Below are 12,987 nucleotides of genomic sequence, written 5' to 3'. Positions count from 1 at the left end.
CTCGTCCTCCCCGAATTCATCGTTCCCATCCAACTCGTTGACGTCAGAGAGAATCCCATGAAATCGCATGCAAAGGTCGTGGTTATCGGCGGTGGCGTTGTCGGGTGCTCCGTGCTGTTCCATCTGGCCCGGCACGGCTGGACAGACATCGTGCTTCTGGAGCGCGATGAATTGACCTCCGGCTCGACCTGGCACGCCGCCGGCGGCATGCACACCATCAATGGCGATCCCAATGTCGCCAAGCTGCAGAAATACACAATCTCGCTCTACAAGGAGATCCAGGAACTGTCCGGCCAGGCGACCGGCGTGCATCTGACTGGCGGCGTCTTGCTGGCGGCGACCGAGGCGCGCCTCGACTGGCTGCGCGGCGTCGTCGCCAAGGGCCGCTATCTCGGCATCGACCTCGAAGAAATATCGCCTGATGAGGCGGCCGAGCTGATGCCGTTGCTCGACCCCAAGCAGTTCGTCGGCGCCGTTCGCAACAAGGAGGACGGTCATCTCGACCCCTCCGGCGTCACCCACGCCTACGCCAAGGCCGCGAGGAAGCTTGGAGCCGAGGTCGAGCGTTTCACCAAGGTCGAGGACATCGTGCGGCGCGCCGACGGGTTGTGGCGTGTCATCACCAACAAGGGTGAGGTGGTGGCTGAGCATGTCGTCAACGCCGCCGGCCTGTGGGCGCGTGAGGTCGGCCGCATGGTCGGGCTGGAGCTGCCGGTGCTGGCGATGGAGCACATGTACCTGATCACCGAGGACATGCCGGAAGTCGCCGCCTGGAACCAGAAGACTGGTTCCGAAATCATCCATGCCGTGGATTTCGACGGCGAGCTGTATTTGCGCCAGGAGCGCGGCGGCATGCTGATGGGCACTTATGAAAAGGCCAACAAGCCTTGGTCCGAGTTCCAAACGCCATGGAATTTCGGCCACGAGCTGCTCGAACCCGACATCGACCGGATCGCGCCGTCGCTGGAGGTCGGCTTCCGGCATTTCCCGGCCTTCCAGAACACCGGCATCAAGCAGATCATCAACGGGCCCTTCACCTTCGCACCGGACGGCAATCCGCTGGTCGGGCCGGTGCGCGGCCTGCCGGGGTTCTGGGTGGCCTGTGGTGTCATGGCCGGGTTCTCGCAGGGCGGCGGCGTCGGGCTGGCGCTGTCGAACTGGATGATCGAAGGCGATCCCGGCGCCGATATCTGGGCGATGGATGTGTCGCGCTACGGTGACTGGGCGACGATGGCCTACACCAATGCCAAGGTGCGCGAAAACTATTCGCGGCGGTTTTCGATCCGCTTCCCGAACGAGGAACTACCGGCCGGCCGGCCGCTCAAGACGACACCGGTTTACGACCTGTTGTCGGCCAAAGGGGCGCAATGGGGGGTCGCCTATGGGCTGGAAGTGCCGCTGTGGTACGCGCCCGAAGGCGTCAAGGACGAATTCTCCTGGCGGCGCTCGAGCGATTTTGAGCATGTGGCGAAAGAAGTGGAGACGGTTCGGCAGGGCGTTGGTCTCTCGGAAATCTCGTCATTCGCCAAATACAGAGTGACAGGCAAGGGCGCTGCAGCCTGGCTCGACCGCCTGCTTGCCTGCAAGTTGCCAAGGCCCGGCCGCATGACGCTGGCGCCGATGCTGAAGGAAGACGGCAGGCTGATTGGCGATTTCACGCTGGCCAATCTCGGCGGTCCAAATTCGGAAAGTGACGATTGGTTCCTGGCCGGCTCCGGCGTCGCCGAGCAGTACCATATGCGCTGGTTCGAGGCGCATCTGCCGCAGGACGGCTCGGTCAGTATCGAAGCGTCGGGAGCAAAACTCACCGGCCTGTCGATCGCTGGCCTCAAGGCGCGCGCCGTGTTGGCAAAAGTTACGCGGGCGGACGTATCGAATGCCGCGTTTCCGTTCATGGCCATCAGCAAGATGGATATCGGCATGGCGCCATGCCTGGTCGGGCGCGTCAGCTACACCGGCGATCTCGGCTACGAAATCTGGGTCGCGCCGGAATATCAGCGCGCCGCCTATCAGGCGCTGATGGCCGCGGGGGAGGAATTCGGCATCGGCCTGTTCGGCTCGCGCGCGCTCAACGCATTGCGGCTTGAGAAGAATTACGGCTCATGGGCGCGCGAATACCGTCCGATCTATGGGCCGCTGGAAGCCGGGCTCGACCGCTTCGTCGCCTACGGCAAGCAAGCCGATTTCATCGGCAAGCAGGCGGCGTTGGCCGAGCGCAAGCAAGGCGGCAGACTGCGGCTGCGGGCCTTTGTCGTCGATACTGTCGATGCCGACGTCATCGGCGACGAGCCAATCTGGTATGGCGGTGCCGTGCGCGGTTGGGTCACGTCGGGCGGCTACGCGCATCATTCGAAAAAGTCCGTCGCCATCGGCTATGTGCCGAAAGAGATTGCCGACGAAGCCGACGGCTTCGAGATTGAGCTTCTGGGCAAACGCCACGCCGCGCGCATGCAGCCGATCCCGCTGTTCGACGCGAATTTCGAGCGGATGCGTGGGTGACGTTTCAGGCACCGCGGCGGTTGTCCAGCGCCAGGGCGCCGGCGCCGGCGAACACCAGATAGAGGAAGATGAAGCAGAACGAGATCGCCGCATCGCCGCCATTGTTGACCGGGAAGAAACCCTGCGGCATGTGCGCCATGAAATAGGCGATCGCCATTTCGCCGCAGAGAAGGAACGCCACCGGCCTGGTCAAAAGCCCCAATGCCAGCAGGATGCCACCGGCGAATTCAAGTAGGGCAGCGGTCAGCGTCAGCCCGGTCAGAGCGCCCGCGTGATCGCCGACGGGGAAATTGAACAGTTTCTGGGTGCCGTGCTCAATGAACTGCAGCGCCGTCATGATGCGCAAGGCGGCAAGGGCGAACGGTTGATAGCCGGCGAGGCCTTCGAAAAACTTCATCTACGACTCCATTTTCACCTAGCCCGGCCATAGGTCATCGCCAAAGGCCGGACCATTCACATAGTCCGGCCTGCATTCAACTGTCGGTGAGTGAGTCGTGAGGCGTGCTGCAGCCTTGGGGCCGCACGATGGCGGCCCCGCGATCAGCGCGGCCGTTAATGCCCGGGCGCTGTCAGAGCAAAGTGCGCGCCTTGCGGGTCTGTGCACTGTACGATCCAGCTGCCGCCGGGGACCTCCATCGGACCCATCAGGATCTTGCCGCCATTGTCGGTGACGCGCTTGGCTGCCGCGTCGATGCCGGGCACGTTGAAATAGAACTGCCAGACCGGCGCCGGGATCTGCTCGGGCTTGTTCATCATGCCGCCAACGGGCTCGCCGCCGAAGGCGAAAAGCTGGTAGACGCCCATCGGACCCATATCCATGGCGTCGCCCTTCTCCCAGCCGAACTGGCTGGAATAGAAATCGAACGCCGCCTTCCAGTCTGACGTGTAGAGCTCATGCCAGCCGATGTTGCCGGGGGTCGCCAACGGTAGCGGCGGCTGGTCGGGGCCGCTGGGCTGCAGGAAGTTGAACATCGCGCCTTGCGGGTCTGCAACGACGGCGAAGCGGCCGACGCCAGGAATGTCGTCGGGCTCGCGGTGAACCGCGCCACCAGCCTTCTTGAGGGAGGCCGTTGCGGCATCGACGTCCCTGGTGAGGATATAACCGACCCAGGCCGGCGGCATGCCCATCTTGCGCGCGTCATCGGGCAGCGTCATCAACCCGCCGACGCCGCGCTCGCCGACATTCATGACGATATAGCGCGGCATGCCCTGGGCCCCTTCGAAAGGCTGCCCCCTCCAGCCCACCACGGAGGTGTAAAACGCCTCGGCGGCGTCGAGATCGGTGGTCATCAGCTCGTACCAGAAGAAGGGCATGGGGGACTGTGGCATTGTCGTGCTCCTTGCGGTTTGTACATCGATCATGCGCGATCCATTCTAGGACGATCTTCACGACGAAAATCCGACAGCCAACCAAAAAAGATGATGGCAAATTGGAAATGTTACCGGGTTGCGCGCCCTGCGGTTTTCGACTTTGCTCGCAGTCAACGAGGGGTTGTTGATCCATGCGCCGGATGTCGCTCACTTCCCTGACCAGAGCGGACCATCACCAGTCTAAGGCCTATCCCGCTGCCCGGAATAGTTGTGGAAGGCGTGGTGCGAAGCGAGGGGTCAGATCCAAGCAGCTATGGCTTCACGAGCAATCACCTCTATCGTGCATTCGAGACTGAGCAATAGGAAATGCGAACAGTCGTCTGTCGGCCCGGGTATTGATCGCAACCAGTGCGAGTTCTCGACTCGGAGGAGGGGCCATCTATAGGAGGCTTGCCCGCCAGAGCCAATCAATGGGATTGAGCTGCTAGCGCTGACATGGGTCACGCCCAACATGTCGTCATGAGCCGAAAGTGCTAGCACTCCGTGGAAGTTGATCTTGAGGGTTCGTTCGGATGCCCCGACGAAGAAGTCGCCTTCGACGGCCAATTCAAAGTAGTTGTCGGATTTCAGACGCCACACCTGACAGGCAGCCAGCGGTAAATCTTGCACAGGCTCCCACCGCTGAACCGCCTCCTGAACAATGTCCATCACCTTCTCCAATGTCTGAAAATCGCGCACGATGCTCAAGCGCCTACCGCCCCGTAAGCGCTTTCGAACAGCTTGTCGCCACTGGTAGCCAATTCTGGGCGCCGCATCCATTGAGGCGCAACGGACGGTGCTCAAAAACATGAGTGCATTTATCATGTTTTTATCGAGGGGTTTCAGCGGCTTGCGCCGAAAATTGACCAATTGATAAAAAAATAAAACGTGCTAGCCTTCCCCAAAACAAGAACATGGGGAACTGACGATGCCAGAAGGCCAGTTCAAGCAAGGCATTGCCGGCGGGCGGCTCTCGCCAGACCAATATGCCGACAATTTCGCCGACCTGCACCCGCCGCTCGATCATCACGAGGCGCTGGTCGAGTCCGACCGCTGCTATTTCTGCTATGATGCGCCGTGCATGAATGCATGCCCGACCTCGATCGACATCCCGCTGTTCATCCGCCAGATTTCGACGGGCAATCCGATCGGCTCAGCCAAGACTATTTTTGATCAGAACATTTTGGGCGGCATGTGCGCCCGCGTCTGCCCGACCGAGACGCTGTGCGAAGAAGTCTGCGTGCGCGAGGTGGCCGAAGGCAAGCCGGTGCAGATCGGTCGCCTTCAGCGCTACGCCACCGATGTCGCCATGGCCGAAAACAAGCAGTTCTACGAGCGCCCCGAACCGACCGGCAAGACGGTCGCCGTGGTCGGCGCCGGACCGGCCGGGCTTGCGGCCGCGCATCGGCTTGCCCGTCATGGCCACGACGTGACCATCCTGGAAGCCCGCCCGAAGCCCGGCGGCCTCAATGAGTACGGTATCGCCGCCTATAAAAGCGTCGACAATTTTGCCCAGGCCGAAGTCGACTATGTCACGTCGATCGGCGGCATCGACATCCAGAACGGCAAGGCGCTCGGCCGTGATTACCAGCTGTCGGACCTGACCAGGAATTACGATGCGGTGTTCCTCGGCATGGGGCTTGCAGGCGTCAATGCCTTGCGAGCGGATGGCGAGGAGGTGCAGGGCGTCACCAACGCCGTCGAGTTCATTGCCGAGCTTCGTCAGGCCAGTGATCTGGCCAGCCTGCCGGTCGGCCGGCGTGTTGTCGTCATCGGCGGCGGCATGACGGCGATCGACGCGGCGGTGCAGTCGAAGCTGCTCGGAGCCGAAGAGGTGACGATCTGCTATCGGCGCGGCCCGGAGCACATGAATGCCTCCGAATTCGAGCAGGATCTGGCTGCCGCCAACGGCGTCATTATCCGGCACTGGTTGCAGCCGAAGCGGGTCATTGCCGACGCCGGCAAGGTGTCGGCGATCGAGCTCGAATACACCGCGATGCACGGCGACCGGCTTGTCGGCACCGGCGAGCGGCTGACGCTCGTCGCCGATCAGGTGTTCAAGGCGATCGGCCAGAGTTTTGTCCCGGCTGCGCTCAACGGCAGCGGGGCTTTGCTTGACCTGGAAGCCGGCCGCATCAAGGTCGACGCCGAAGGCCGCACCTCGCTGGCCAATGTCTGGGCTGGCGGCGACTGCATTTTCGGCGGCGATGACTTGACTGTTTCAGCCGTCGCGCAAGGCCGCGATGCTGCGGAGAGCATTCATCGGGCACTGACCTCGAACGGGAGGGCATGAGCATGGCAGACATCCGCAATAATTTCGTCGGTATCAAGTCGCCGAACCCGTTCTGGCTGGCTTCGGCGCCGCCGACCGACAAGGCCTACAACGTCATTCGCGCCTTCAAGGCGGGCTGGGGCGGCGTGGTATGGAAGACGCTCGGCGAAGAGGGCCCGCCGGTGGTCAACGTCAACGGTCCGCGCTACGGCGCGATCTGGGGCGCCGACCGTCGTCTGCTCGGCCTCAACAACATCGAGCTGATCACCGACCGCGACCTGCAGGTCAATCTGCGCGAGATCAAGCAGGTCAAGATGGACTGGCCCGACCGGGCGATCGTCGTCTCGCTGATGGTGCCTTGCGAGGAGCATGCCTGGAAGGCGATCCTGCCGGTAGTCGAGGAGACCGGCGCTGACGGCATCGAACTCAATTTCGGCTGCCCGCACGGCATGTCGGAACGCGGCATGGGTGCGGCGGTCGGCCAAGTGCCGGAGTACATCGAAATGGTGGTGCGCTGGTGCAAGGCCAACACCCGCATGCCTGTCATCACCAAGCTGACGCCCAACATCACCGACATCCGCAAGCCGGCACGCGCTGCCCTTGCCGGCGGCACCGACGCGGTGTCGCTGATCAACACCATCAATTCGATCACCGGCGTCAACCTCGACAATTTCGCACCGGAGCCGACGATCGACGGCAAGGGTTCGCATGGCGGCTATTGCGGTCCGGCGGTGAAGCCGATCGCCATGAACATGGTGGCCGAGATCGCGCGCGATCCGGAAACGCATGGCCTGCCGATCTCCGGTATCGGCGGCATCACCACCTGGCGCGACGCCGCCGAATTCATGGCGCTCGGCGCCGGCAATGTGCAGGTGTGCACGGCGGCGATGACCTATGGCTTCAAGATCGTGCAGGAGATGATCGCCGGCCTGGAAAACTGGATGGACGAGAAGGGCCATGCCTCGCTCGACGACATCGTCGGCCGTGCCACGCCCAACGTCACCGACTGGCAGTATCTCAACCTCAACTACGTCGCCAAGGCGCATATCGACCAGGAGGCCTGCATCAAATGCGGCCGCTGCCACATCGCCTGCGAGGACACCTCGCACCAGGCGATCACCGCAATCGTCGATGGCGTCAGGCATTTCGAGGTGATCGAGGCCGAATGCGTCGGCTGCAATCTCTGCGTCAATGTCTGTCCGGTCGAGAACTGCATCACCATGGAGGCGCTGGCGGTCGGCGTGATGGACCAGCGCACCGGCAGGCCGGTGTCGCCGATCTATGCCAACTGGACGACGCATCCGAACAATCCGATGGCCAAGGTGGCGGCGGAATAGAGACGGACGAGGATCGCCTGCCTCGCACTGGCAAGAGAGGAATCGCCAAGCAACAAATGCGGCTGGCCCGCAGAACTTGGGTTCCTCGCCCCACAAAGTGGGGAGAGGTGGCCCGGCGAAGCCGGGACGGAGAGGGGCCTTCGCTGCGGCTGGGAACTGTTCAAGGGCCTGAAGGCGTTCTAACATGCTCGCGTCCCGTTCCCCACCGGGTTTGGCTTCGCGAATGTCGTCCCCCTCTCCGTCCCGGCTTCGCCGGGCCACCTCTCCCCCGCTCCGCGGGGGCGAGGAACCCAAGTACTGCCAACCTGCGGCTACGGGGCAATAGAGGGCGGCGCAACGATCTGAAAGGATCAATTCCGGAACGTCACAAACCCGCCACCGCACCGCCAAAGTGGTATATTTCTATTGCAGATGAATTTTATCCATGATAAAAAATATCCATGAATCGGAGATCATCGAAATGAAGCTGGGCGAAGGCGTCGAAGCGGCCATCCACTGCGCCGCGATGCTCGCCGGCGTTGATGGCGCCGCGACCTTGCCAGGTGCTGCCATGGCCGAAGCGTTCGGGCTGTCGCCGAGCTATCTGCTTAAGCATCTCAACGCGCTGACTGCGTCCGGCATTCTGGAATCAGTGCCGGGGCCGTCCGGCGGCTACCGGCTGGCGCGGCCGGCGGAACGCATAACGCTGCTCGATATCGTGCTGGCCGTCGAGGGGCGTGAACCGGCGTTCCGCTGCGCCGAAATCCGCCAGCGCGGCCCAGCGAAGCTCGATGCCTCGGTCTATGTCAAACCCTGCGGCATCCACGTAGCCATGCTGAAGGCCGAGCGTGCCTATCGCGCCGCGCTCGCCGACGCCCGGCTGTCCGACATCGTTGCAGAATACACGGCCGATGCCGATCCCCGTTCGGTCGCCGCGAACTGCGCCTTCGTCGAGCGCCATCGGCGGCCGCAGAAATCAAGTTCAACCAAGCAAGCATGAAAGGCTACAGACGATGAAACAGAGGCTGCAATTTTTCGGCGCGGCGCCGGAGATCATGAAGGCGGTGTCGGCGCTCAACAAGGCAGTCGACGAATGCGGGCTCGAAAAAAGCCTGTTGCATCTGATCAAGCTCAGGGCGTCGCAGATCAACGGCTGCTCGTATTGCGTCGAGATGCATAGCCGCGAAGCGCGCCGCGACGGCGAAAGCGAGCAGCGGCTCTATCTCGTCTCCGCCTGGAAGGAATCGCCGCTGTTTTCAGAGCGCGAACGCGCGGCCTTGGCCTGGACCGACGCGCTGACCAGGATCGCCGACAACGGTGTTTCGGACGAACTCTATGCAAGGACGCTTGAGCATTTCTCGGAACAGGAGCTGGTCAAGCTGTCGGTTGCGCTCGGCATGATCAACACCTGGAACCGGCTTTGCGTTCCGTTCCATGCAATCCATCCGATGCCAGCGGTCTTGGCCGCCTGAGGACCAGGTGCGCGGCCTTGCGCCGCGCGCCTCTTTTCTGCCCGAGGACCAACAGCATGTTTTCAAACTTTGACAGTGAGATCCTTTTCGCCGCCCGCCTGCTGCTTGGCGGCGCCTTTGTCTTTGCCGGCCTGCGCAACATCCAGAATGCGGCGTTGGTGAGCCAATTGATGACGACGCGCGGCGTGCCGCAGGCACGGCCGGTGCTGTGGCTGGGGATCGTCCTGCAGATCATCGCCGGAGCACTGGTGATCGCGGGCATCTGGACCGCTCCGGCGGCGGCATGCCTGATCCTGTTCCTTATCGTCGCCACGCCGATGTTCCATAACTTCTGGGATCATCAGGGCCTGGAGCGCGCGTCCCGCATCAATGGCTTTGTCGGCAACGTCGCGCTGGCCGGAGGATTTCTGGCGCTGATCGCGCAGTCGCTTTGACACGCCTCGTGGAGGCAGCCGCCTTACGCCGCATACCGCAAGCCGCCGTCGCAGGTCAGCACCTGGCCGGTGACGAAGCTGTTCGAAACCAGGAACGCAATTGCCTCGGCGACGTCCTCGGCGCGGCCGATACGGCCGACCGGTGTCTTGCCGGCATAATCGGCAAACACCGCATGGCGCTGTTCATCGGGTAAAAAGTCCCACCAGGGCGTGTCGATGACGCCTGGCGCCACGACATTGACGCGTAACGGCTTCAGCTCCATTGCCAGGATCGGCACCACGGTCAGCAGCATGCCGTTGACGGCGGCGATGCCGGCTATACCCGGCGCCGACAGTTGCGCCGACACCGCCGAGATGAAAGTCACCGAGCCGCTCTTGTTCAGCGTCGGCAAGGCGGCCTGCAGGCAGGAGAGCTGTGGCCGGACCTTCTCGTCGACGCCACCGCCGATGTCGGTCAGGTCAAGTGTTTCGAACGGGCCGAGCCCCTTGCCGCCGCTGGCGGCCAGCACCAGGTGATCGAAAGGCCCGAGTTCGTTGAAGAACCGGCGAACCTCGTCCGGCTTCGCGGCATCGAAGGCAGCTTTTCCGACAGCGCCGCCAAGGCTTTGCCATGCGTTGTCGAGCCTTTCCCTGCTGCGCCCGGTGATCGTCACCTTCATGCCCGGGCCAAGCAGCTTTTTCGCGGTGGCGAGGCCGATGCCGGAGGAGCCGCCGACGATCACGGCGTGCTGCGTTTTCTCGATCATGAATTTTCTTTCTTCGATGTTGCGGAAGCGGGTGCGAGCCCGACAAGGCCGAGGCTCAATTCACGCAACTGCTGCCTCGCCTTCGCGTCATAGGCTTGCGCATCGGCGCGGGATTCCCTTTGGCCGTCGAAATAGAGGCCGCTTCGCCCTTCCAGCGTGGGCGATGTGGCGAGATTGATGATGGCTTCGGCGCCGGTTTCGACCGAACTCCAGGGTGTGACGCCCGCCTGCCGCACCATCGTGGTGTTCATGTAGCTTGCCGGATGCAGGCTGTTGACCGTGACGCCGGTGCCGTTCAGCTGTTCTGCCAGATCGATGGTGAACATGATCTGCGCCAGCTTGCTCTGGCAGTAGGCACGAACGCCGTCATAGGAGCGGGTCAGCATGACGTCGTCGAAGTCGATCGCCTGCTGGCCGGCCGAGGCGACGTTGACGATACGCGACGGCGCGCTGGACTTGAGCAGCGGCAGCACCTCCATGGTGAGCAGGAAGCCGGCGAGATAATTGACGGCAAAGCGCAACTCGTAGCCGTCGGCGCTAACCTGCCGTTTCGCGTTGGGGCCGGCTGTGCCGACGCCGGCATTGTTGATGAGGATATCGAGCCGCTTGGTCCTTGCGCGCACCGCCTCGGCGAGGCGGCGGACCTCGGCCAGGGAGGAGAGATCGGCGACAAGCAGCTCGGCCTTGCCGCCGGCGGCTTCGATTTCGGCCACGATCGCCTTGCCCCTTGTCGCGTCGCGGCCATGCACCAGGATGCGGGCGCCGCCGGCGCCGAGCCGTTGCGCGACAACGCGGCCGACGCCGTCGGTCGAGCCGGTGATGAGGATCGTCTTGTCTTTCAGTTCCATGTTCAGAGCCTCCATGTCATCGCTCTGAGCAGAAAGATGGGGCACCAGACGCATGCCAAACAGTTCAAACTTTATCCTGGTATCGGTACTGCTATAATAGCGCCGATGGATTCCACCACGCACTCCGCCGAAGGCAGCCGTCGCCGCGAGCTTGGCGCCTTTCTGCGTTCGCGGCGCGAAAGGCTGACGCCTTCGGCCACCGGCATCTCGACCGGCCTGCGCCGGCGCACACCCGGGCTGCGCCGCGAGGAGGTGGCGATGATCGCCGGCGTCGGCACGACCTGGTACACCTGGCTGGAGCAGGGGCGCGACGTCAGGCCATCGGTAGAGGTGCTGACGGCGCTCAGTCAGGCGTTGCGCCTGGACACGGCCGAGCAACGGCATCTGTTCATCCTTGCCGGCCGGCCGCAGCCGGAGCGTCGTCTCGATGCGCCGGAAAAGGTCGATGGCCCGTTGCTGCACATGCTGCAGAGCCTGGTCCTGCAGCCGGCCTATGTCGTCGGGCGGCGCTGGGACGTGCTGGCCTGGAATTCTGCCGCGGCAGCCGTGTTCGGCGACTATGGCCTGCTGGAGGGCGATGCCCGCAACATCGTCCATATGGTTTTCACCAGCCCGCAGCATCGGCGCCTGCTCGTCGACTGGGAGGAACTGGCGCGTGCCGTGCTGGCGTCGTTCCGGGCAGAAAGCGCCAGATACGTCGGCGATCCGGATTTCGAGCGGCTGATCGCGCTGATGACGCGCTCGAGCCCGGAGTTTCGCGCCTGGTGGCCGCTACGCGACGTGGCCCGCAACCTGTCGGGTGTGAAGCATGTCAGGCATCCGACGGCAGGCGCCATGGCGTTCGAGCATATGAGCCTGTCGATCGACGACGGCTCGGACATGAAGCTGATCGTCTACACGCCGCTCGCCGAGCAGAACTCGATCGCCAAGCTCGAACAGCTGCTGGAGACGCTTCCGGCCGAGCGGCGCAGCGCGTGAACCCAGCTTCGTCATCCTGGGGCGTAGCAGCCGCGAAGCGGCGTCGCGGAGACCCTGGGATCCATATGTGGACGGCGCCCTGCCTGCAACGGTTGTTTTGCGTCGTTTTCGATCGCTTGCGTCCATATGTCCGGCCTTTGAGCACGGTCCTTGCGGCCGCTGGCCAAGGTGGGGTTCGCGACGCCCGTTCCAATCATGCCAGCGGTTTCGTTGGCCAATGGATCCCTCGGAGTTTCGCGCGTCACGGATCGATCGATCACGCCATCTTCCTTCCGTTGCAAGAGCTTGTGTTCGGTGTTCCTCCGTTGCGGCCTATCCGGGCATGTCAGCGCCGTGCTGAGCCGCGGTCAGGGCTGGCCGCAGGCCACCGCCGTAGGCGGCGCGAAGCGGCCTTGAGGGCGGCGAGGAGGCGTCAGGCTGCCCGCCAGGCCGCAACGGTACGGCTCGCCGGTGATCATCATCTTCCAGGCCATACGGGCGGTCTTGTTGGCGAGCGCCACAGCCGCCAGCTTCGGCGGCTTGCGCGCAATCAACGCCGCCAGCCACGGCGAGGCCTTGGCGCGGCCGCGACGCACCTGCTGGATGTGGGCCGTCGCGCCCACCACCAGCGCCTGCCGCAGCATCTCGTCGCCGGCCCGCGTGATCACCCCCAGCCGGTTCTTGCCGGCGGTCGAATGGTTCTTCGGCGTCAGCCCCAGCCACGCCGCGAAGTCGCGTCCCGAACCGAACGCTGTCGCATCAGTGACCTTGACGCCGAGCAGGCTCGCCACGACCGGCCCGACGCCGGGCATCGCAGCCAGCCGCTGTCCAGTCTCGTCCTTGCGGTGATGGGCCAACAGCTTCTTGTCGATTGCCGCGTATCGCGCGCACACCGCGCGGTATTCCTCGCCGAGCGTCTCAAGCAGTTCCTTTGCCAGCGCCGGCACCGTCGCGTCGCCGGCAATGCGGGCCAGCAGTGGCTCGATGCGGGCAAGGCCTTGTGCGGCCACCAGGCCGAATTCGGCTGCGTAGCCGCGGATCGTGTTGGAAAGCTGCGTGCGCCGCCGCACCAGCTGCTCGCGCACCCCAAACA

Annotated in this window: 13 protein-coding genes; 7 read left to right on the top strand and 6 right to left on the bottom strand. The window is 63.6% G+C overall.

Features of this window, described 5'->3' with window-relative positions:
• Positions 1-57 precede the first annotated feature (57 nt).
• A complete protein-coding gene (locus NKI59_RS28630; RefSeq protein WP_352453199.1) occupies positions 58-2,499 on the top strand; it encodes a GcvT family protein in 2,442 nt (813 codons plus the stop codon).
• 4 nt (positions 2,500-2,503) lie between these two features.
• On the opposite strand, the gene NKI59_RS28625 is transcribed toward NKI59_RS28630, so the two are convergent.
• The 3 genes from NKI59_RS28625 to NKI59_RS28615 form a co-directional block, all read right to left on the bottom strand.
• Positions 2,504-2,896: a DoxX family protein gene (locus NKI59_RS28625; protein WP_352708077.1), complete on the bottom strand. Its 393-nt coding sequence runs from the start codon at positions 2,894-2,896 to the stop codon at positions 2,504-2,506.
• A 155-nt stretch (positions 2,897-3,051) separates the two neighbouring features.
• On the bottom strand, positions 3,052-3,828 hold the full coding sequence (locus NKI59_RS28620) for a VOC family protein (RefSeq protein ID WP_352456224.1): 777 nt from the start codon (positions 3,826-3,828) through the stop codon (positions 3,052-3,054).
• A 279-nt stretch (positions 3,829-4,107) separates the two neighbouring features.
• On the bottom strand, positions 4,108-4,557 hold the full coding sequence (locus NKI59_RS28615; protein ID WP_352708076.1) for a cupredoxin domain-containing protein: 450 nt from the start codon (positions 4,555-4,557) through the stop codon (positions 4,108-4,110).
• Positions 4,558-4,777: 220 nt separating this feature from the next.
• On the opposite strand from NKI59_RS28615, the gene NKI59_RS28610 reads away from it, so the two are divergent.
• The 5 genes from NKI59_RS28610 (at position 4,778) to NKI59_RS28590 (ending at position 9,343) form a co-directional block, all read left to right on the top strand.
• Positions 4,778-6,142, top strand: coding sequence for an NAD(P)-dependent oxidoreductase (locus tag NKI59_RS28610; protein ID WP_352708074.1), 1,365 nt, complete (start codon positions 4,778-4,780; stop codon positions 6,140-6,142).
• Between the two features lie 2 nt (positions 6,143-6,144).
• Positions 6,145-7,458, top strand: a complete 1,314-nt coding sequence (gene preA, locus NKI59_RS28605; protein WP_352708072.1) for an NAD-dependent dihydropyrimidine dehydrogenase subunit PreA — start codon at positions 6,145-6,147, stop codon at positions 7,456-7,458.
• A 460-nt stretch (positions 7,459-7,918) separates the two neighbouring features.
• The gene (locus NKI59_RS28600; RefSeq protein WP_352708117.1) at positions 7,919-8,437 is read left to right on the top strand and encodes an RrF2 family transcriptional regulator; all 519 of its coding nucleotides are present in this window, start codon (positions 7,919-7,921) and stop codon (positions 8,435-8,437) included.
• A gap of 13 nt (positions 8,438-8,450) precedes the next feature.
• Positions 8,451-8,909 carry a carboxymuconolactone decarboxylase family protein gene (locus NKI59_RS28595; protein WP_352708071.1) on the top strand — a complete coding sequence of 153 codons (459 nt, stop codon included), beginning with the start codon at positions 8,451-8,453 and terminating at the stop codon, positions 8,907-8,909.
• A gap of 56 nt (positions 8,910-8,965) precedes the next feature.
• Positions 8,966-9,343: a DoxX family protein gene (locus NKI59_RS28590; protein ID WP_352708070.1), complete on the top strand. Its 378-nt coding sequence runs from the start codon at positions 8,966-8,968 to the stop codon at positions 9,341-9,343.
• Positions 9,344-9,366: 23 nt separating this feature from the next.
• Here NKI59_RS28590 and NKI59_RS28585 read toward each other — a convergent pair whose 3' ends face one another.
• Entirely contained in the window at positions 9,367-10,089 is a 723-nt protein-coding gene (locus NKI59_RS28585; protein WP_352708069.1) for an SDR family oxidoreductase, read from the bottom strand.
• Positions 10,086-10,937 (bottom strand): SDR family oxidoreductase, encoded by an 852-nt coding sequence (locus NKI59_RS28580; RefSeq protein WP_352708068.1) that lies wholly within the window; start codon positions 10,935-10,937, stop codon positions 10,086-10,088. The genes NKI59_RS28585 and NKI59_RS28580 overlap by 4 nt, the downstream gene beginning before the upstream one ends.
• Positions 10,938-11,042: 105 nt before the next feature.
• Here NKI59_RS28580 and NKI59_RS28575 point away from each other — a divergent pair, with 105 nt between their 5' ends.
• Complete coding sequence (locus NKI59_RS28575; protein ID WP_352708066.1) at positions 11,043-11,915, top strand: helix-turn-helix transcriptional regulator; 873 nt, start codon at positions 11,043-11,045, stop codon at positions 11,913-11,915.
• Positions 11,916-12,262: 347 nt separating this feature from the next.
• On the opposite strand, the gene NKI59_RS28570 is transcribed toward NKI59_RS28575, so the two are convergent.
• A partial coding sequence (locus NKI59_RS28570) for an IS110 family RNA-guided transposase (RefSeq protein WP_352708065.1) occupies positions 12,263-12,987 on the bottom strand: 725 nt, incomplete at its 5' end.

Origin of the sequence: Mesorhizobium sp. M0598 (assembly GCF_040320865.1) — a bacterium.
In the GTDB taxonomy this organism is placed as follows: Bacteria; Pseudomonadota; Alphaproteobacteria; order Rhizobiales; family Rhizobiaceae; genus Mesorhizobium.
Note: the sequence above shows the minus strand (reverse complement) of the source record. Positions and strands in the feature narration are given on the sequence as shown.